This window comes from Paenibacillus sp. LT-B23 (assembly GCF_059417685.1).
Map to the genome: position 1 here is coordinate 85,565 of NZ_JBSQBM010000007.1, position 20,722 is coordinate 106,286.

General features: G+C 47.1%; 16 protein-coding genes. All 16 read left to right on the forward strand.

Features of this window, described 5'->3' with window-relative positions; translation table 11 throughout:
• Positions 1-13 precede the first annotated feature (13 nt).
• The 16 genes from ACWXW9_RS10780 (at position 14) to crcB (ACWXW9_RS10855) (ending at position 20,696) form a co-directional block, all read left to right on the forward strand.
• Positions 14-1,312: an NCS2 family permease gene (locus ACWXW9_RS10780; RefSeq protein WP_494929388.1), complete on the forward strand. Its 1,299-nt coding sequence runs from the start codon at positions 14-16 to the stop codon at positions 1,310-1,312.
• A gap of 97 nt (positions 1,313-1,409) precedes the next feature.
• Complete coding sequence (locus ACWXW9_RS10785; RefSeq protein ID WP_494929389.1) at positions 1,410-3,227, forward strand: ABC transporter ATP-binding protein; 1,818 nt, start codon at positions 1,410-1,412, stop codon at positions 3,225-3,227.
• A gap of 550 nt (positions 3,228-3,777) precedes the next feature.
• Entirely contained in the window at positions 3,778-4,476 is a 699-nt protein-coding gene (locus ACWXW9_RS10790) for a response regulator transcription factor (protein ID WP_494929390.1), read from the forward strand.
• A 787-nt stretch (positions 4,477-5,263) separates the two neighbouring features.
• Positions 5,264-6,613 carry a 2-hydroxycarboxylate transporter family protein gene (locus ACWXW9_RS10795; protein ID WP_494929391.1) on the forward strand — a complete coding sequence of 450 codons (1,350 nt, stop codon included), beginning with the start codon at positions 5,264-5,266 and terminating at the stop codon, positions 6,611-6,613.
• Positions 6,614-6,802: 189 nt separating this feature from the next.
• The gene (locus ACWXW9_RS10800; RefSeq protein WP_494929392.1) at positions 6,803-9,046 is read left to right on the forward strand and encodes an ATP-binding protein; all 2,244 of its coding nucleotides are present in this window, start codon (positions 6,803-6,805) and stop codon (positions 9,044-9,046) included.
• A gap of 45 nt (positions 9,047-9,091) precedes the next feature.
• Positions 9,092-9,385: a citrate lyase acyl carrier protein gene (gene citD, locus ACWXW9_RS10805; protein WP_494929393.1), complete on the forward strand. Its 294-nt coding sequence runs from the start codon at positions 9,092-9,094 to the stop codon at positions 9,383-9,385.
• The gene (citE, locus tag ACWXW9_RS10810) at positions 9,386-10,267 is read left to right on the forward strand and encodes a citrate (pro-3S)-lyase subunit beta (RefSeq protein ID WP_494929394.1); all 882 of its coding nucleotides are present in this window, start codon (positions 9,386-9,388) and stop codon (positions 10,265-10,267) included.
• A gap of 10 nt (positions 10,268-10,277) precedes the next feature.
• Positions 10,278-11,837 (forward strand): citrate lyase subunit alpha, encoded by a 1,560-nt coding sequence (gene citF, locus ACWXW9_RS10815; protein WP_494929395.1) that lies wholly within the window; start codon positions 10,278-10,280, stop codon positions 11,835-11,837.
• A 54-nt stretch (positions 11,838-11,891) separates the two neighbouring features.
• A complete protein-coding gene (locus ACWXW9_RS10820; RefSeq protein WP_494929396.1) occupies positions 11,892-13,064 on the forward strand; it encodes an NAD(P)-dependent malic enzyme in 1,173 nt (390 codons plus the stop codon).
• A 117-nt stretch (positions 13,065-13,181) separates the two neighbouring features.
• The gene (citC, locus tag ACWXW9_RS10825; protein ID WP_494929397.1) at positions 13,182-14,225 is read left to right on the forward strand and encodes a [citrate (pro-3S)-lyase] ligase; all 1,044 of its coding nucleotides are present in this window, start codon (positions 13,182-13,184) and stop codon (positions 14,223-14,225) included.
• A gap of 1 nt (position 14,226) precedes the next feature.
• Positions 14,227-14,763, forward strand: coding sequence for a citrate lyase holo-[acyl-carrier protein] synthase (citX, locus tag ACWXW9_RS10830; RefSeq protein WP_494929398.1), 537 nt, complete (start codon positions 14,227-14,229; stop codon positions 14,761-14,763).
• A gap of 53 nt (positions 14,764-14,816) precedes the next feature.
• Positions 14,817-15,704, forward strand: coding sequence for a triphosphoribosyl-dephospho-CoA synthase CitG (gene citG, locus ACWXW9_RS10835; protein WP_494929399.1), 888 nt, complete (start codon positions 14,817-14,819; stop codon positions 15,702-15,704).
• 360 nt (positions 15,705-16,064) lie between these two features.
• Entirely contained in the window at positions 16,065-18,206 is a 2,142-nt protein-coding gene (locus ACWXW9_RS10840) for a HelD family protein (protein ID WP_494929400.1), read from the forward strand.
• Positions 18,207-18,525: 319 nt separating this feature from the next.
• Positions 18,526-19,836, forward strand: coding sequence for a replication-associated recombination protein A (locus ACWXW9_RS10845; protein WP_149093694.1), 1,311 nt, complete (start codon positions 18,526-18,528; stop codon positions 19,834-19,836).
• Between the two features lie 105 nt (positions 19,837-19,941).
• Positions 19,942-20,343: a fluoride efflux transporter CrcB gene (gene crcB, locus ACWXW9_RS10850; protein ID WP_494929401.1), complete on the forward strand. Its 402-nt coding sequence runs from the start codon at positions 19,942-19,944 to the stop codon at positions 20,341-20,343.
• Positions 20,340-20,696: a fluoride efflux transporter CrcB gene (gene crcB, locus ACWXW9_RS10855; protein ID WP_494929402.1), complete on the forward strand. Its 357-nt coding sequence runs from the start codon at positions 20,340-20,342 to the stop codon at positions 20,694-20,696. Before crcB (ACWXW9_RS10850) ends, crcB (ACWXW9_RS10855) begins: the two co-directional genes overlap by 4 nt.
• Positions 20,697-20,722 lie beyond the last annotated feature (26 nt).

Genomic DNA, 20,722 nt, shown 5'->3' on the forward strand with positions numbered 1-20,722 from the left:
GGAGGGTTTTGGTATGAAGGGTGGACTATGGTCCAGAAGTCTCGGTTTCAAACCCGAGCATCATTGGAAAAAGGAAGTGGCCGCTGGTGCCATTTCCTATTTTTCCGTTGTATATATTGTAATGGTCAATGCCACCATTTTGGCAGATGCCGGGATTCCATTACAAGGGGCAATGCTGGGTACACTGCTCACGTCGATTATCGGCTGTCTGCTTATGGCCTTTGGCGGAAAGTCGCCAATGGTTGTTGTACCAGGGATGGGGATTAATGCTTTTTTCACTTATACGCTCGTACATTCTATGAAGCTGAGCTGGCAGGAAGCATTGATGGTGGTCACCATTACAGGTATTATATTCGCCGTTGTTGCATTTACGTCCTTGTACAAGCTGATTAGTCAGGCGATTCCTCATAATTTACAGCACGGAATTACGGTAGGAATTGGTTTGTTTTTGACCTTTATCGGATTGCAAAAAAGCGGCATTGTAATTGCTCATCAAACGACTTTTGTCGCGATCGGCCATTTTAATGACCCGAAGGTGATCACGGCTTGCGTAACATTGCTGCTCGCTATTGTGTTATTTGTGCGCAACGTTCAGGGAGGACTGCTAATTAGTATTTTGGCAGGAACAGGACTTGCCTACGTACTGGGGGCTGTAGAACCGACAAGTGGAGTGCGAACCTCCGAAACAGTACGGCAGTATGGGCAACTGTTTGGCGAGTTATCCTTTTCAGGTATTGTTTCGTTAGCCTTCTGGATTGCTGTTTTTTTGCTGCTGCTCATTGTTCTGTTCGAAAACATTGGGATGATTGCTGCGCAGACCAACATGATCGGAAGACCGGATACGTTCAAGAACAGCTTGCGAGTGCTGGCGGTAACCAATATTTTCGCCGGTATTTTAGGGAGCAGTCCGGCGGTAGCGGCGGCGGAATCCACGGCGGGTATTGCAGCAGGAGGCCGCTCAGGGGCTACGCCGCTGGTCACTGCCATTTTATTCGGGGCAACCTTCTTTTTCATTCCGTTACTTGCTTACATTCCTGATAGTGCCATTGCGCCCGTGCTCATCATCATTGGCGGTCTGATGGTACAAAATGTCCGTGAGATGGATTTTAGTGATTTTACCGAGGCGTTTCCTGCATTTCTGGTCATGGTGATGATGCCCTTTACGTATAGCATTGTAGACGGAATGGCATTTGGCTTTATTGCTTACCCCGTAGCCAAATTGGCAGCAGGGCGTGGCAAGGAAGTGCCTGTCGCATTGTATATCATTTCCGTATTGTTTGTGGCTAACTTTGTGCTTCATTCTCTGGTGTAGTAAACTCAAATTTAGGCTGTACTGTTCATACCCGCGCTCAGCGCGGGTGTTGTTGTTTGGACAAGAATGGTCAGACAGGAAGCGAGGTAAATGGTTTATGGAAAAGGAACATCATCTACAGCAAGATGAACAGCAGAACAGTATGAAGGAAAAGCCGGGTAAAAAACCCGATAGGGCTGGTATGGGCCGGTTTATCAAATTGATTGCAAGCGCACACCCTCCCAAGGCCATTCTCGTTATCGCCCTGATTCTGACCTTGATTCAGACAATTGCCGGTTTAATTGTACCGCTGATGACCAAGGGACTGATCGACGGTTTGACCTTTTCTTCATTGAACCGAATGGTCATTCTTGGCTTGCTTGGGGCCTTCGTGCTCCAGGCTGTGGCTTCAGCGGTGTCCATTTATATGCTGAACTATGCCGGACACAAAATTGTGGCTAATTTGCGCAAACGCTTATGGCATAAAATTTTGTCTCTTCCCATTCCGTATTTTGACCGGAATCGTTCCGGGGATACGATGAGTCGTGTCACCAATGATACAAGTCTGATTATGAACCTGATTACGGAGTATCTTGTGAATCTGATTTCTAACGTAATTGCCATTATTGGCGGTATTGCCTTGCTTTTTTATCTGGATTGGGTCATGACACTCATTATTATGGCTATCGTTCCATTAACAGCGCTGATTTTATTTCCCGTGGGCAGGAAAATGTACCGTATCTCCAAAAAGCAGCAGGATGAGATGGCTGATCTGACCTCGGTACTGAGTCAGGTTATCGGAGAGATCAGGCTGGTAAAGGCGTACGGGACGGAAAGCAGGGAAGCACAGGCCGGAGAGGATCGGATTTACCGGATGTTCCGTTTTGGCTTGCAGGAATCTCGTATTTTGGCGTTGGTAGGTCCCATTTCTACTTTCTTGCTGACCGCTGTACTGGTTATTATTTTGGGTGTAGGTGGTGTTCGCGTCGCATCGGGTGTGCTGACCGCGGGGGATTTGGTAGCTTTTATTTTGCTGCTGTTTCAGGTGATTACACCGATGGCCCAGTTCACGACCTTATATTCACGTCTGCAAAAGGTGGTAGGTGCCACGGAACGAATTCAGACTATTTTGGATCATGAAGAGGAGCCGCTGGAATTGAAGCAGGAAGCAACAAAAGAAAGCAGGGATATCGTGCTGCGTGATGTTGTCTTTTCCTATACTGAAGGTGAAGAGGTTCTTCATCATGCCAGTTTGGTCATTCCGGCTAACCGGACAACTGCATTTGTTGGACCGAGCGGAAGCGGCAAGTCCACGCTGTTTTCGTTGCTGGAGCGTTTTTATGTACCGGATACGGGAGAGATTCGTTATGGAGATGAACCGATATCGTTGTATACACTATCCTCCTGGCGCTCCAAAATTGGCTATGTGTCGCAGGAAAGCTCGATGATGACCGGAACGGTCAGAGATAATATCACGTATGGCTTGGGACGGGAAGCTGATCTGGAGGAAGTGAGACAGGCAGCCACGATGGCGTACGCGGATGCGTTTATTATGGATTTACCGCAAGGCTATGAGACTGAAGTGGGTGAGCGGGGAATGAAGCTCTCCGGCGGGCAACGTCAACGGATTGCCATTGCTCGTGCGCTTCTACGTAGCCCGGATATTCTTATGCTGGACGAGGCTACATCCAGTCTGGACAGTTCATCCGAGCATGAGGTGCAAAAAGCGCTGGCGAAATTGATGGAAGGTCGTACAACGATTGTTATCGCTCACCGTTTGTCTACTGTGGTTCATTCCGATCAAATTATTGTGTTGGACAAAGGTAAGGTAACCGGTGCAGGAACCCACGCGGAGCTGATTGAATCCCATGAGGTGTACCGAGAGCTGGCTCAGAAGCAGTTTGTGGAGATGGGGGAGAGGAGTATGGAGCATTAGTGGCCGCTCCGCGTGTGATTTGATCCTCCGATCGCTGTTGCCTCTGAATTCCTCTGATAGTAATGAGAACAGGGGGGGAATTCAGAGGCAAAGGCGAACGCTCCGCTTCTTCGGATTCAAATCACCCGCTTCGCTGATGCCGCAAAGGTTCATACTTTTATGGAAGGGCAGGGAAGGTCAATTTCACTGAACCATGAGGGGAGATGTTCACTTACAGCAGCAAGTGGAGTAGAATTTATTTTTCCAAAATCTTGATTAAAAGGTTTTATAAAGATATTCAACAAGTAATCAGGGAGTTTTTTGAAGTTGTATGACATACAACATATAGAGTTGGCTAAAATGATGCTAGACTAAAAAGTAGACACCGAGAAGCGAGAATAAAATCAATTCATTTAGCAACTGTAGCCAAGGTATGTGTCTTGATTGAGTCTGCTCACAATGGCTATACTTGAAGTACCATAAGCGTTTCGACCCATAGGGTGCGTTTTGTTTTTTGTATTGTTAAAAAGGGTTTTCGTAAGAGGACTTTTAGAAAGGAATGGGGTCAAGAATGAGCAAACCGAGAGTATTGGTTGTTGATGATGAAAACGCTGTCAGAAAATTGATTAAAACGGTTCTTGAAGGCGATGGAATGGTTGTGCTTCAGGCTGAAAACGGTATGGAAGCCATGCGGATGATTAGCGAGGAGCCATTCGATCTCGTCCTCCTGGACATTATGATGGAGAATGTTGATGGCTATGATGTGCTTGGTCAAACGCGTAATATGGGCATCCATACGCCAATCATTTTTCTGAGCGGGAAAAAAGAAGACACAGATCAGATTATTGGACTTGGACTTGGGGCAGATGCCTATATTACCAAGCCATTTAGTCCTCTTGTGCTTTGTGCTCAGGTAAAGAACCAGATTAAAAGATATCGCCAGCTTCAGGAATCAAAACAACAAGCCTTACACATTGCGTTGGGACCATTTCTATTCAATCATCATACCTATACGTTTCAAAAAAATAATCAGGAAATCGCGTTGTCATCAAAAGAATTACAACTCATGAAATTTTTTATGGAGCACCCCAATCAGGTCTTCTCGAAAGAACAGCTATATCAAAACATCTGGAAAGATACGGTTGTCGATAATAATACGATTATGGTCTATATCAGACACCTGCGGACCAAAATTGAGGAAAATCCCACTAATCCGAAATATATCAAAACCGTCTGGGGAATCGGGTATCGTTTTTCCGTTGAAAGATAGATTAACTATATACTTCTATCCAATTGTATACGTTCTCTTGAAAGCACGCCGATGGACCCGGGGGGCTTTTTTTCTACGGCTGATTATTTCTCTGGCCATCCTTAATTTAGTAATAAAAGGGAATACATAACTTTGGAGGGCGGCATCACAATGCCTCTAATAAACTTGTAGCGACTCCGCCTTAAACATACCTCGTTTGCCTACGACGTGCTCGCTTTTGTCGGAGAAATGCGGTTTAAACGGCATCTGACCGTGACGGAGATCCCCCGCACGAATAATGACCATGAACGTTTTTTAGTCAAACCAGGACGATGCACCGACGAACCAAGGGACACCGCAGTGGGAACGAACACATTCTCCGCTGCGGTGAGTTTGTCGTGTTCGTCGAGATCTTTTAGCCTACCTCAAACACGTTTGGAAACAGAGCATTTTGCATAAATCCCAAGAGCGATTTCAAATCAGCAATATATAGATCGAAACGGTTTAGTTCGTCTATATATTGTACTTACGAGCGTTGGGAATCGAATTATGCAAAATGCTGAACAAGCTGTGTTAGTAAAATGAGTCAACCGTAGTTTTTTGCATTGAAAACGCTGACATATTTTTGTCACGTGGTTCTTAAAAACATTTAAGGATTAGTCAGAATACTTTAAGATTTGCTTTTTACAATTTAGTTATCTCGAATCATCCCATGAGTGAAAACGTTTTACTATAAAGTCTTGTGAACACCTGGGCTAGCGATTGATTCGAGGATAAAACGCAGATTGATCATCTAGGAGGCGATCAAGTGGTCACTAATAATCTACAAGAAGCCGCAGAGCTTAAGCTACAGCCACGAACAGAGTCCAAATGGCAAAAGGTGTTGAATTACAAGATTGGAGGGGTCATTCCTGTAGGCCTTTACATCCCGTTTATGGCTGTTGTCTACATGCTGATGAACTCCGGAAAGCTCGGTAGTGATATGCCTGGGGCTGTATCTGTCATGGTATTGTATGGTTTTATTCTGGCGGAGATTGGAAAGCGCATCCCTATTCTGAAGGATATCGGCGGCGCTGCAATTATGGCAACGTTTGTTCCTTCTTACATGGTGTATGCTCATCTTCTCCCACAGTCAGCAATTGATTCCGTTACTGTCTTTATGGATAATACCAATTTCCTGTATGTGTACATCGCAATTGTTATCGCTGGTAGCATCCTTGGTATGAACCGGGAACTCATGATAAAAGCGGTCGTTCGATTGGCTGTCCCTTTGACGATCGGATCTATTCTCGGAACAGGCGTCGGTTTGCTTACAGGTGTGGCTTTGGGAATCCCTGCGTATGATACCTTGTTTTACATCCTTGTTCCTATCATGGCGGGAGGCGTTGGTGAAGGTGCGATTCCACTCTCTATCGGCTACGCCCAAATTTTGGGTTCGACCCAAGGTGAACAATTTGCCATGGTTATTCCTGCGGTCATGTTGGGTAGCTTGTGCGCTATTATCTTGTCCGGCTTGTTGAAAAAACTGGGGGATAGAAAACCAGAACTTACCGGTAACGGCACGCTGCTCAAAACAGGGGATAGCGATGTTTTGGGACTTGCAGAGGATAAAAACAAAAAACCGCTTGATCTTTATCAAATGGCTGCCGGAGCAATTTTAGCTATCGGATTCTTCATGGTAGGTACCTTAGCCGCTGAGTTAGTTGGTCTGCCTGGTCCGATCGTCATGCTCTTTGCGGCATTCCTGGCAAAATATTTTGGTTGGTTGCCAAAATTCCTTGAAGACGGAGCGCAACAGATGCAACGTTTCTTTGTTATCGCCGTAACGTACCCGCTCCTGCTTGCGGTAGGTGTTGCTAAAACACCATGGGAGGCACTGATTTCTGTAATTAGCCCTGCTTATTTCATCACCATTTTTGTAACTGTATTAACCGTGGTTGGGAGTGGATATTTTGCTGGTAAGTGGATGAAAATGTATCCGGTTGAAGCTGCGATTATTACTTCTACTCGATGCAGCCAAGGTGGAACAGGGGATGTTGCGATTCTTTCTGCAGCCGATAGAATGGTACTCATGCCATTTGCCCAGGTATCCACACGTCTCGGTGGTGCAGCAACGGTAACACTTGCTATTTTCCTGCTGCGATACCTTACACACTAAGATAGTGAAATCTTAAAAAAAATTAATAATTTGCCAGGATACTTTAAGATCTTGTCATTACAATGAAGTTGTCTTGAGACACCATTTAGTAGACGAACGTGAATGACTGATATAATCGGAAGCGAACTAGCCCTAGCATTAGGGCTAGGGAATGATGGGCTACTAGCTCGATGGAGATGGTAAAGCAGGATGAGATTTCAACGAGAGATACTATTTCATTATCGAAGCCATTTTTCATTCATCATTATGCTAGCGCTTCCGATTTCTTTTCTAGTTCTGCTGTGGATGGCCTACGGCTCGTATATGGACGGAGAACGTACCGTAATTGAACAGCAGCAGCAGCAATTGCTAACGATTGCCAGGTTAAACAGTACGTCTATTGAATCCTTTTTCGACGAACAAATGCACACGCTGCAAATATTGACAGGCAACCGGCAGATGTCGCTCGCCATAGCAAATAAGAATGAAGCTGTGATTGACGAAAACCTATCTGCTTATTATGCCGCCAAAAAAGATAGCATCTATCGGATTAGCCAGGTGAACCTGGAAGGGAGAGTGGTACACACTTTTCCCAAGCGCAATCGTACGGATGCGATGAAAGCCTATGAATTAATCAAGGATGATATACAAAGGGTGCTGCGAGAAAAAAAACCGTTCATCGCAAGTGCCAAGCTGGAGAAGCAAGGCCATTATATTGTGCATCTGTTTCAGCCTGTTTATCTCGATGGGAAATTTCAAGGTGCGCTTATCAGTGTGGTAAATCTAAACGCTGTGTATGAGAAGCTGTTGAAGCCGATTCGTGTGGGGACCAAGGGTTATATCCATGTCAAGGATCAGCAAGGTTACTATCTCATGCACCCGAGCGAAGCAAATATCGGGTTATCGCTCTCAGCGATTAAGGCCAAATACCCGGGGCTTGATTACCGCGACCTGGAGAAACTGTTCAAAATGCAGCTTACCCAGGAGCAGGGCTCAGCTTTCTACCATTCGTACTGGTGGGGTGACGAATTCTATACCAAGACGAAAAAAATCGAGGCATTTTCCCGTGTTCATCTCGGTGACTCGTTTTGGGTGGTTGCCGCCGCCATGAACTACGATGATGTGAGAGAACCGATTGCACAAAATCGAATTAAAACCATTGAGATTTTTTCAATGATCGTCCTGACGTTGGCTTGTGCCGTTTATATCATCATGAGGACGAAGAAAAATAAAGAGGCTCTGGAATACGAGACGAGGTATTTGCGGGAACTGAATAACAAAAACGAGCTGTTGAGAAAAAAGGATCTACAATTGCAGCACTCGCAGAAGCTGCAGTTGATCGGCACACTATCAGGGGAAATCGCCCACGATTTCAATAATTTTCTAACTCCCATCAGAGGCTACGCAGAAATCATGCTTAGCAGTATAGAACCTACTGAAGAAATTTATGATTACGTCAGTGAGATTTATGATGCTTCCGAGAAAGCAAGAGTGATAATCGAGGAAATCCTGCTATTGAGCCGGCTGGAGAGTGGGAAGGTCAAGAAAAACGCTCCGGTCAAAGTTGAAGAGCAGGTCGAAGAGGCACTGGGACTCATAAAATCCTTCCTCTCGCCCAAAGTGAATGCTGTGTTCGAAAAACGGGTAGATTCAGCCGTTATTTTTGCAAATAAAGTACAGATTCATCAAGTCATTATGAACCTGTGTAACAATGCCTATCAAGCAATGAAAACAGCCGGTGGCGAACTAAAAATCATATTGGATACCATTCCCTTGCAAGAGGTAAAAAAAATCCGCGAGAACGTCTTGGAAGTCAGCGATTACGTTACTTTATCTGTCTCGGATACGGGTAGAGGGATGAGTGACGATACCTTGCAGAAAATCTTTGATCCTTTTTTCACAACCAAACCGGCAGGAGAGGGTACGGGGCTTGGATTGTATATCGTCCAAAGCATTCTCGAAAAACATCAAGGATTTATTACCGTGGATTCGGAGCTGGGCAAGGGTAGTACGTTTACGGTATATCTGCCGAAAACGGAGTTTGTAGCAAAAGAGACAGAGATAAATATGAATCCTGTGTTTTCGGAACAAAAGCGCATTCTTTTGGTCGATGATAAACAGCGCGTATTGAAAGCGATGAGAAGAGGACTGGAATCGTATGGTTTCCACGTGGAGACAGAATCAGACAGTGTGGAAGCATTGCAGCGGTTTGAAAAGTCTCCAAACCATTACGATCTGGTCATTACGGATCAGGCAATGCCTTATCTGACTGGTACGGAATTGGCTGAACGTATCAAGGTAATCAATCCAAGTATGAAGATCATCCTGATTACCGGTTATGTCGAAGATCACGTGGTGGCATACAAGGAGAGATTGATCATTGATGAATACATGTGTAAGCCTGTAGCAGGTTCAGATATGGCACAAATGATCTATAAGGTTCTGCAATCCTGAAGATGGAGAGTATCTACCATCCAATTGGCAAAAGAGGTGTAGACATTGATTATTCAGCAAGTAGGCATGGCCGGTACACTGGAATCAAGCGATATTACGATTTCCATCGAGCCGAACGGGACGAAAGGTATTGAAATCGAGTTGAAAAGTACCGTAGAGAACCAGTTCGGGAATCAGATTCGTAAAGTGATTCTCGAAACATTACAAGGAATGGGCATTGAACATGCATATGTCCGCGCGAATGATAAAGGCGCACTGGATTGCGCCATTAGGGCTAGAGTAATGACAGCCGTAAGCAGAGTGGTCGAGGGCGACTGCCGACCATGGGAGGCGGAATAGATGCAGAAACTGAGAAGGACCATGTTGTATGTTCCAGGGAATAACCCAGGGATGATCCGGGACGCCCATATCTATGGGGCAGATTCGATTATGATCGACCTTGAGGATTCCGTTTCCCTATATGAAAAAGATGCGGCACGTTTGCTGGTTTACCAGGCTTTGAAAACCTTTGATTTCGGGGGCATCGAGGTGCTGGTCAGGGTAAACCCACTCAATACGCCGTATGGCAGAGACGATTTTGAAGCGATTGTACGAGCGAAGCCAACTGCCATTCGATTGCCGAAAACGGAGACCGCCGATGACGTGATTGAGGCGGATGAACTGATTACCGAAATTGAACAAAAGATCGGCATGGAGCATGGGACAATCAAGCTTTTTGCAGCGGTTGAGAGTGGCAAGGGCGCATTGAATGCGGCGCAAATTGCGGTTGCCAGCAAGCGGCTTATCGGCATCGCCATCGGAGCGGAGGATTTTGTCACAGACCTGAAGACAACGCGCTCGCCAGAAGGCATTGAGCTATTGACAGCACGAAGCCTTATATTATTTGCGGCAAGAGCTGCTGGCATTGCTGCTGTCGATACAGTCTACTCGGATGTAAATAATGAGGAAGGCTTTGCGAGCGAGGTAAAGCTGATCAAACAGCTAGGCTTTGATGGCAAATCCATTATTAATCCACGTCAGATCGAGATTGTAAACCGCATCTATACGCCAACAGAAGCAGAGATCAAAAAATCAAAGCGGATCATTGAGGCCAGTCTCGAAGCGGAGGCAAAAGGCTCAGGTGTGATCAGTCTCGACGGTAAAATGATTGACCGTCCGATTGTAGAACGTGCACGTAGAGTGCTTGACCTGGCGGAAGCGGCAAAAATAAACGTAGAGTAAGGTGAATGTTATGCTAAACGGTGCTGGGAGAGAAATTCCTCTAGCTATTGAGGGACTTGATGCGATAACTCCCTTTGATTGCAAATCAACTTACGGGCAATTTAAAAATATAGAGCGGTTAAAAGACCGCCAGCAAAATCCTGCCAAAAACAAAATCATGGATTCGATGGAGAAAGCCATTGAAGCTACAGGCTTGCGTAATGGGATGACGATCTCGTTCCACCACCATTTCCGCAACGGGGACTTTATCGTGAATATGGTTATGGATAAAATCGCCAAAATGGGTATTCGTGATCTTGTCCTGGCGGCCAGCTCCTTGACGGATATTCATGCTCCGTTGGTAGAGCATGTGCGAAACGGTGTCATCCGCAGAATCGAGACCAGTGGCCTTAGAGGCGAGCTGGCTCAGGCATATTCCTACGGATGGTTTGATATTCCGGTGACGATTAACTCTCACGGTGGTCGCGCAAGAGCGATTGCATCAGGGGAATGCCCGATTGACGTAGCCTTTTTGGGCGCTCCTTCTTGCGATGCATACGGCAATGCAAACGGAACTTCCAGCGTAAACGAAGCTCCATCGGCATGCGGCTCCCTGGGTTATGCCATGGTAGATGCACAGTATGCGCGCAATGTTGTGATGATCACTGACCATTTGGTCTCCTATCCGAACACTCCATTCGCCATTCCTGAAACCCAGGTGGATTATGTGGTCGTCGTGGATCGCATCGGTGATCAGAAGGGGATTGTCTCAGGGGCTACCCGTTACACGAAGAATCCGAAGGAACTGTTAATTGCCAAAAACGCGGCAGATGTGATTGAAGCATCCGGATATTTCGTGGATGGATTCTCATTGCAAACCGGCTCCGGGGGTGCTGCGCTTGCAACTACCAGATTTCTGCGGGAAAAAATGCTTGCCGCCAATATCAAAGCAAGCTTTGCGCTGGGTGGTATTACCCAACAAATCGTTGACCTGCATGAAGAAGGATTGATTGAAAAGCTTTTGGACGTGCAGAGCTTCGACCTGCGCGCCGTAGAATCGCTGAGAAAGAACAAATTCCATCAACAAATTTGTGCGGAATATTACGCAAGCCCTGAAAATATAGGCTGCGCTGCCCACCAACTGGATGTTGTTGTGCTGAGTGCGCTGGAGATTGATCTGAATTTTAATGTGAACGTAATTACCGGGTCCGATGGGGTCATCCGTGGAGCTTCCGGTGGACACTGCGACACTGCCGCAGGCGCTGCAGTATCCATCATCGTCGCTCCGCTGATTCGCGGAAGAATGCCTGCCATTCTTGATCATGTAAATACCATTATCACACCAGGTCATACGGTTGACGTACTGGTTACCGATCAGGGCATCGCTGTGAACCCTCTCCGCCAAGATCTCCTGGCTAGCTTCAAAGCCGCCAAGCTCCCTGTCTTCACGATCGAAGAGTTGCAAGAGAAGGCTACGCGGATTGTCGGCAAACCAGAGCCGATTCAATGGGAAGATAAAATTGTGGGTGTTATCAAATATCGTGATGGTTCCGTAATTGATGTAATTCGTCAAGTGAAACAAGGACGCTAAAATTATAAACCAAGAGGAGGAAGTATTGAGCAGTTGCTCAGTACAAACAAACTTATGAGTATAAAAGAAGCCGCCTTACAGGCACACCGCGTAAGAAACGGTAAGCTGGAGATTGCAGGGACAGTACCGGTCGTAAGTAAAGAGGATTTAGCGATAGCTTATACACCTGGCGTTGCCGAGCCATGCAAGGAAATCGCCAAAGATAAGAGCAAAGCCTATGAATACACGATTAAAGGGAGCACCGTGGCGATTCTGACGAATGGGACAGCAGTGCTGGGTCTGGGGGATATTGGCCCTGAGGCAGGGCTGCCTGTCATTGAGGGCAAGGCCTTGTTGCTCAAAGAATTTGGTGGGGTGAATGCGTACCCTATCTGTATCGACAGCACTGATCCAGACGAGTTTGTGCGCACGGTTGAAGTGATCGCCCCAGGTTTTGGAGGCATTCATCTTGAAGACATCAAGGCGCCAGAATGCTTCTATATTGAAGACAAATTAAAAGAAAAACTGAACATTCCGGTTTATCATGATGATCAGCATGGAACGGCAGTTGCTGTGCTTGCAGGGTTATGTAATGCCTTGAAACTTGTGGGCAAAAAAATGGAGGATGTGCGCATCCTCATCAATGGAGCAGGAGCTTCGGGTATTGCCACCGCCAAGCTATTGCTTGCTGCAGGAGCGAAGCATATGGTTCTCTGCGATATTAATGGTGCCTTGGTCGAAGGCGACACCTCTCTGAATGAACCTCAGCAGCAGATCGCCAAGCTGACGAATCGTGATAAAGAAACAGGCAGCCTTGCAGAAGTCATCAAAGGCAAGGACATCTTTATTGGCTTATCGGTTGCAGATGTGATGACAAAAGAAATGGTGCAAACCATGAGCAGTGAAAACATCATTTTTGCCCTTGCCAATCCGATTCCGGAAATTTTTCCGGAGGAAGCACACAAAGGCGGAGCAAGAATTGTTGCAACCGGCAGATCGGATTTTCACAACCAAATCAATAACCTGCTGGCATTCCCCGGTATTTTCAGAGGCGCGTTTGATGCCAAAGCCACGGACATCACGATGGAAATGAAATTAGCGGCAGCCAGAAGCATAGCAGATCTGGTAACAGACGAGGAGCTTGATGATACCTACATCGTTCCAGATGCGATTGACAAAAGAGTAAGTGCAGCAGTTAGTAAAGCAGTAAAAATCGTCGCAGAACAAAGCGGTGTTGTAAGAAAATAAAGACATTGTCTTTTCAGAACAAATAAACAGGATGCGCATCCTATCCTTTCGCTTGCAGAGTGTGGGATGCGTCATTCTACTTATTCTGACTTCCATGCAGAAAAACGGTGATAAATTATGGCTATGTGGATGGAACATTTGCGTGAAGAGATTTTAAATCCAACCTCTGAAGACGCTCAAAGAAAGCTTCGCGATTTCCTCAAGCGCCAAGGTCTTGGAATAGACGATCAAATAGAATATACGATGGAAATTGTAGATGGCAGCGACATTGCCGCTACGGGTTCCTTTTCAGGCAGTGTATTGAAGTGCATTGCTGTGGATGAAGCTTATAAAGACCAGGGGCTATCGGCACAAATTGTCAGCCATTTAGTAAATGAAGAATACAGGCGGGGAAGGGCTCACCTGTTTATTTATACAAAACCAGTAAATAAACAAATTTTCAAGGATCTTGGCTTTTATCCAATCGTGGAGGAATCCTCCAAAGCTGTCTTGTTGGAAAACCGATGGGATGGTGTCAGGCAGTATCAGCAAGAGCTTTTGCAGGAATCGGGCGATCTCGTGCCTTCGGCTGCGATTGTCATGAACTGTAATCCATTCACACTTGGACATCTGCACTTAATCGAGCATGCAGCGGCGGTTTGGGAAAAGGTGCATCTTTTTGTAGTTTTGGAGGACCGATCCATTTTTCCATCAGATGACAGATACAGACTAGTGGAAGAAGGCGTGAGACATTTGGCCAATGTGGTCTTGCACAAAGGCAAAGACTATATCATCTCGGGCGCAACGTTTCCTTCTTACTTCCTCAAAAATGATGAAGAGGCAGCAAGTACGCATATATCACTAGATTTAAAAATATTTAGCCAGTATATAGCTCCGTTGCTAAATATTCAAAAACGGTATATTGGTCAGGAGCCAAGCTGTGTCTTGACCCGCAGGTACAACACGATCATGAAAAAATTACTGCCTTCCGTTGGAATCGACGTAGAGGAAATACCGCGACTGCGATGGGAAGGGGATGCCATCAGCGCTTCTGCGGTCCGCAAATATATCCGTCTGGGTCAAATGGATAAAGTGAAGCAGCTTGTACCGGACACGACCTATCAGTTTTTATTGTCAGTGGAAGCTGGAGAAATCATCAGGCGGATCAGGGAGATGTCATAACATGTATTCGTATGAGGTTACCCTTGAAGAAATGCTACAGGCACGCGAAAACCGGGCAGATAGACAAAGACAACTGATCCGCAGGTACACGGTACCTCTGATCAGCATGACGATCAATATCCCAGGACCACAGAAGTCCTCTCCAACAAGTAAATACGTTTTTCAAGAAGGCTATCGTATCTTGATGAGTCAGCTGGCGGTGAACCCAATGACACCGCTGCACAGTGAAGCGTATGATCTGCTGACAGGCCCAGAAGCATATGTTGTCGTTCAGGCAGACGCGCGAATATTGAAAAAGTTGGTCATTGCCATTGAAGATGGGCATCCACTAGGAAGATTACTGGATCTGGATGTGATTGGACCCAATGGAAGGGCAATCTCCAGAGCTGAACTTGGCTTGGGCAAGCGAAAATGTCTCATGTGCGAGCAGGCTGCGCATGGTTGCGGACGGAGTAGAGCACATGCACTTCCCGAATTGCTGGAAGCTATCAAAGCACTGGTGGACAGTTATACGCGAAAGCATCAAGTAGTCAAATGAGCATGATCGTTCATCATCATTAAAAAATCCAGAGAAGAAGGTTGTTAGTATGTATGATTGCAACAAACCTATTAAGTGAAAGCCTTGGTCAACAAGCTGTCCTTGCGCTGCTAACAGAAGTCTCCGCCAGCCCAAAGCCGGGACTGGTAGATCGGTTTAATCGTGGTGCTCATAAGGATATGGACTTCTTTACGTTTATGTCTAGTGCGGTTGCACTTTCCAGCTATTTTGAAAGATGTACAAAGGCAGGAGGTTCCTTTCATGGAGAGGATATTCGCATACTATTTGCGAATCTACGTCCCTTGGGGCAGGAAGCCGAAAAGGCTATGTTTGCCGCAACAGGCGGGGTGAACACGCATAAAGGCCTTATTTTTTCGCTAGGAATTATTTGTGCTGCTGCTGCGTATTGTTGTACGACACGAGCAACTGCTAGCAGGCTGGATGAACAAATCATTTGTGAGACCATTGCTCAGATGACCAAAGGTTTATGTGAGAGTGAGCTTGCATTCCTGAAAAAATCAACAGGCTTAACGGTCGGCGAACGGTTGTACAAAGAGTGGGGCATGACGGGTATACGTGGTGAGGTGGAAGCAGGCTTTCCCACCGTGCGAGAGTATGCTCTGCCCGTTTATCGTGAGTTGAAGTCATCGCAACGATACCATATGAATGATATCTGTGTTCAAACCCTGTTACAACTGATGGTTGTCAACGAAGATACGAATGTCGTTGGTAGACACGATAGGGAGATGCTAACCTATGTCCAGCAATATGCCAAGCAGGTGCTAGAGGTGGGCGGTATCTTGTCAGAGAGAGGTGTCGCCATGATTCATCAAATGAACGATGATTTTGTGCAAAAGAATGTTAGTCCTGGTGGCTCCGCTGATTTACTGGCAGTCACAATCATGTTGGAAAATTTATGTCTGGCACCACCTGCAATATAACGGAAATGCGGTTCATAGCTGATCCATTTTAATAAAAAAGTGCTGCCCCCAAAGTGATATGTTCCCCTTACAACAGACAGGTTAATTCGTAAAACCTACTGCTGTAAGGGGGATTTTTTATGAAAAGAAATAATTGTGAATGAAGCTGTGTAGAAGTGAGCCTTGGTTTTTTAGAGGATTAGTGTAATCCATTGATTTGCGTGTTTAACATGAGGTCTTTCGTACGTAGAAACAGGCGTATTAGGAAATAAGGTTGGATTTTTGGGGTTTAATGTGTTACGCTTACTTTCCTTTTTTTGTGTCGGAGCAAGTGAATGGGATGCAGAAATCGAGACTTGATATTCTTAGGAGGTAACTGAAATGGAGAACGGGTTTCAAAGTGCCTATCAAGAAGAACAGCACAGGCTGTCGCTTGCTATGGAGGAAATTGATCGCAGATTGGAACGGCTTCGCAATACGCCAGTGTACACGGGGCATGATTTTACGGAGCAGGTGCTGGAATCCGGGCGGGAGGAAAAACGCCAGGCTTTGGCAAAAAGTGCGCAGGAGCCTTATTTTGGACGCATGGATTTTGACGAACGTGGCAGGGGACAGCGTAAGCCGCTCTACATCGGCAAAATCGGAGTGGAGCGCGAGGAAGCGTCTGCGTATCCGCTTGTGATTGATTGGCGCGCGCCGATTGCCAGCTTGTTTTATTCTTTTACAGGCGGTGAAGAAACCGCGTCCTACGAAGCTCCTGAGGGAACGATTGAGGGCTTGGTGTATTTAAAGCGCAACGTTGTCATTCGTAAAAGAATACTGGAACGGGTAGCCGATACGTACAACCGTGAAAGCGACGAGCCTGCGGTTTCCGATGAATTTCTCGTCTATCGTCTGGGAGAGAACAAGGATAACCGATTGCGGGATATTGTATCTACGATTCAGGCGGAGCAGGATCAAATCATCCGCGCAGCTAAAAATACAGCCCTCGTCATTCAGGGGGTAGCGGGTAGTGGCAAGACGACGGTAGCGCTGCATCGTCTCGCATTTTTGCTGTATCAATACAAGGAGCAAGTATCGGCGGACAAGATGGTTATTTTTGCACCGAACCATATGTTTCTCGACTATATTTCAGATGTACTTCCAGAGCTGGGGGTCGGAAATATTCAGCAAAGTACATTTGCGGACTGGGCACTTAACCTGTTGGGTCTGGATTTACCTATAGCTGATCCTGCTGAAACGTTAACTTATTGGTTTGAGAGCGGCAGCCTCAGAACGGAATCGATGGATGAGGCGCCAGGACGATTCAAAGGTTCGATTCACTTCATGAAGCTGCTTCAAGCTTTTGTGGAACGACTGGAGCCTGTCTCGGTCCCGGAGGGAGATTTTTCACCATGGGATGGGGCGGTGCTCCCGCGAGCCGAGATTTTGAACTGGTTCAATGAGGAATACAAGCCCTATCCGCTTGCAAAGCGAAAAGAACGCGTGCTTGCAAGAGTCCATCGCTGGATTGAAATGGAGCTGAAAAAGTCGCCCTCGGCGGTTGCGCTCAAGGAACGCAAGAAAAAAGCGGGACCCCGGGAAAAGGCATATGCTAAAAAATGGCCCCAATACGACGCGCTGACGCTTTACAAGCAGCTTTTTCAGGCAGCAAAAGGATTACCCGCAGACACGGCTGCGGAGTTGAAGGCTTCTTTGCCTGCTGCTATTTTTAAGACCACACAGTCGGACCTGCGTAAACAGATTATCCGCGAAGAGGATCTTACTGCGTTGGTATATCTTCACGTGCTGATTCATGAGGTAGAATCGTCGCAACGTTTTGACCATGTGGTCATTGATGAAGCGCAGGATTTTTCACCTTTTCATATCGCACTATTGGATTTGTTCGTTAAAGGGCATTCATTCACGATATTGGGTGATCTGTCGCAGGGTATTCACGAATACCGTGGCGTACATGCCTGGGAAGAAATGAGTTCTCTGTTTGCGCCGGAACATACGGGGTATTTTGCACTTACCCGCAGCTACAGATCAACGCTGGAAATTATAGAGTTTTCAAATACGATTTTGGAGCAAGGGGTTCGCGGCGGCATTACGGCAGTTCCGGTATTCCGTAGCGGCGATCCGGTGCGTACCCTGCCATATGGTACATCGGGGCGTGAACAGAGTTTGCTGACCGCTCTGCAAGAGCTTTCTTCCAAGGAATACCGCACTGTATCTGTGCTGACACGTACCTTGAAGGAGGCTGTGGAGCTGTATGAGGCTTTTACGAATGCAGGGTTAAATGTGAATCTGATTGACGGCGGTAAAAAGCAATACGAAGGCGGCTTGTCCGTTCTGCCTGTGTACCTGTCCAAAGGGCTGGAGTTCGACGCAGTCATTGTAGCAGATGCCGACCGAGAACATTATGGAGAGCTGGCATGGGATGCCAAGCTGCTGTATGTGGGCTGTACCCGTGCGCTGCATGAGCTGTGGCTGTTACATGAGGGTACGCTTCCGAGTTATGTACAGGAGCAGGCGAAGTAACTGCTTAAGCTACCATAATGGTGAACATCATGGGAGTCATATGTCATATCAGTAATAAGAACAGCCACGAAATTCATCTTTCGTTCGGCTGTTCTTTCTTTTGCTTGCCAGGTTGCAGGTATGTAAATATATAGCCATGCCGTGACTGTGCTATCTGCAACTTGTCTGCGGGTATGGTAGAATAAAAGGCGGTTCATACCGTTTTTAGGATAATAGATCGCTTGAAATTTCAAGGTTTCAACCGCATGAGCGAACGCGATGTATATGGACCCCACAGGGGTAGAGTGTTCCCTCATATCACCATAAGGAAGTGAATGAAATGGACTTATTTTCATATTCCCAAGAGTCGACGCCAAGCAATCGGTTGCTTGCTGACCGACTGCGTCCGACTTCGCTGGACGAATATATTGGACAGGAGCATGTCGTCGGTCCGGGCAAGCTACTGCGAAGAGCTATAGAGGCAGATCAGGTTTCTTCCATCCTCCTGTACGGGCCGCCGGGATGTGGCAAGACGACGCTGGCGCATATCATTTCACAACACACGCAAGGCGAATTTGTCCGCTTGAATGCAGTGGAAGCGTCAGTGAAGGACGTGAGGGAAGTCATTGACCGCGCACAAACGAATAAATCTATGTATGGCAAAAAAACGATCCTGTTTCTCGATGAGGTACATCGTTTCAACAGCTCGCGTCAGGATGCATTGTTGCCTGCGGTGGAAAAGGGCACGATCGTGTTTATCGGCGCTACCACCGAAAACCCTTTTCACTATGTAAACGGTGCCTTGCTGAGCCGTTCTACGTTATTTCAGCTCGAATCGCTGACGCAGGAGCATTCGCTGGCAGCCATGCGCCGCGCCTTGGGCGATGCGGACAAGGGGCTCGGCTATATGCAGCTTCAGGTGGACGAAGCTGCGCTGGATCACATCGCGTCCATGGCGAACGGCGATATCCGTCGCGCCTTGAACGCGCTGGAGCTGGCGGCGCTCACGACGCCTCCGCTGGCAGACGGCACGATCCACGTGACGCTGGAAGTCGCGGAGGAATCCATTCGCCGCCCGATTGTCAAGGCAGACGAGTCCACGCAGTATGACGTGCTGTCCGCCTTTCACAAAAGCATTCGCGGCTCCAGCGACGCAGCCCTGTTCTGGTTTCTCTACGCCGTAGAGAAGCTCGGCATGGACCCGATGACCTTTCTCCGCCGCCTCATCGCGGCGAGCAGCGAGGATATTGGCCTGGCAAATCCGCAGGCGATGGTGCAGGCAGTGAGTGCGCTTGAAGCATATCGCAATAACGGCTGGCCGGAGGCCAAGCTGAACATCGCGCAGGCTATTTTGTTCGCCGTGGAGAGTCCGAAATCGAATGCTGTATATACGGCGATTTCACGGGCAATGTCGGCTATGGACGACATCAAATCTGCTGAGGTGCCGCTGCATTTGCGAGATGCACATTACAAAGGCTCGGAGAAGCTCGGTCATGTCGGTTATCAATATCCGCACAATTACCCGAACCATTATGTGAAACAGCAATATTTGCCTGATTCGATAGCAGACCGGACCTTTTACCAGGCTACAGAGCAGGGGAATGAGTCGAAAATCAGACAAAACCAGCAGTGGCGGGATTCACAATCGTAAAATATATGTAGCAGACGGATATACGTAGTGTGTAAGATCAGGTTTAGCCACTGTTATGGTTACACCATGAATACTGCAAGAGTGAAAAAGGGGATATAAAAAAAGATGAAAGACGTGCTATTCGTCGGGGCAGGTGGAGCACTCGGCACCTCTGCCCGTTACGGCATACAAACATTGCTGCCTGCGGCAGGGGCCGATTTTCCACTTGGCGTACTGTTAATTAATTGGATCGGCTGTCTGTTTCTCGGCTGGTTCTTTACGGTAACTTTGCGGTCGTGGCGGATCAAGCCTCGCTGGCGACTTGCCATCGGAACAGGCTTTACTGGGGGCTTTACAACCTTTTCCACCTTTGCAGTGGATGCTGTGCGTCTGACAGTTCATGATGGTGCGCTTACGGCTGTGTTGTATCTGTTGCTCAGTGTATGTGGAGGTCTGTTTTTGACATGGACAGGTATTCGTCTGGGCACGAAAATGACGCAAGCTGCCCCCAAGGAGGACAGCTTATGATCTGGTGGGCGGCGGCAGGTGGAATGGTCGGTACATTGGCGAGATACGGGCTTGGCATGTGGGTTGGAAAAAGGTGTGGCACCGCATTTCCGTGGGGAACGTGGATCATTAACATCAGTGGTTCATTGCTGCTCGGCTGGCTGTACGGCGAATTTACGCAGCATAATCTGTCTCCTGTACTCTGGATACTGCTAGGGACAGGTTTTTGTGGTGGCTATACCACCTTTTCAACATTCGGGTATGAATCTCTCCAACTGATCGAACGTAGAGAATATCGGCGCACGGCTGTCTATGTGCTGTCTTCCGTGGTGGTAGGAGTAACGGCGGCGGCGGCTGGATATATGATTAGTTGAACTTTATTAGTCTCCAAAATAGTCTG

Coding starts and splice junctions, on each gene's coding strand:
- ACWXW9_RS10820 (WP_494929396.1), top strand. CDS start 11,892: ATGAGTATAAAAGAAGCCGCCTTACAGGCACACCGCGTAAGAAACGGT.
- ACWXW9_RS10785 (WP_494929389.1), top strand. CDS start 1,410: ATGGAAAAGGAACATCATCTACAGCAAGATGAACAGCAGAACAGTATG.
- ACWXW9_RS10780 (WP_494929388.1), top strand. CDS start 14: ATGAAGGGTGGACTATGGTCCAGAAGTCTCGGTTTCAAACCCGAGCAT.
- crcB (WP_494929401.1), top strand. CDS start 19,942: ATGAAAGACGTGCTATTCGTCGGGGCAGGTGGAGCACTCGGCACCTCT.
- ACWXW9_RS10840 (WP_494929400.1), top strand. CDS start 16,065: ATGGAGAACGGGTTTCAAAGTGCCTATCAAGAAGAACAGCACAGGCTG.
- citE (WP_494929394.1), top strand. CDS start 9,386: ATGCAGAAACTGAGAAGGACCATGTTGTATGTTCCAGGGAATAACCCA.
- citX (WP_494929398.1), top strand. CDS start 14,227: ATGTATTCGTATGAGGTTACCCTTGAAGAAATGCTACAGGCACGCGAA.
- citC (WP_494929397.1), top strand. CDS start 13,182: ATGGCTATGTGGATGGAACATTTGCGTGAAGAGATTTTAAATCCAACC.
- ACWXW9_RS10845 (WP_149093694.1), top strand. CDS start 18,526: ATGGACTTATTTTCATATTCCCAAGAGTCGACGCCAAGCAATCGGTTG.
- citF (WP_494929395.1), top strand. CDS start 10,278: ATGCTAAACGGTGCTGGGAGAGAAATTCCTCTAGCTATTGAGGGACTT.
- crcB (WP_494929402.1), top strand. CDS start 20,340: ATGATCTGGTGGGCGGCGGCAGGTGGAATGGTCGGTACATTGGCGAGA.
- ACWXW9_RS10790 (WP_494929390.1), top strand. CDS start 3,778: ATGAGCAAACCGAGAGTATTGGTTGTTGATGATGAAAACGCTGTCAGA.
- citG (WP_494929399.1), top strand. CDS start 14,817: ATGATTGCAACAAACCTATTAAGTGAAAGCCTTGGTCAACAAGCTGTC.
- ACWXW9_RS10800 (WP_494929392.1), top strand. CDS start 6,803: ATGAGATTTCAACGAGAGATACTATTTCATTATCGAAGCCATTTTTCA.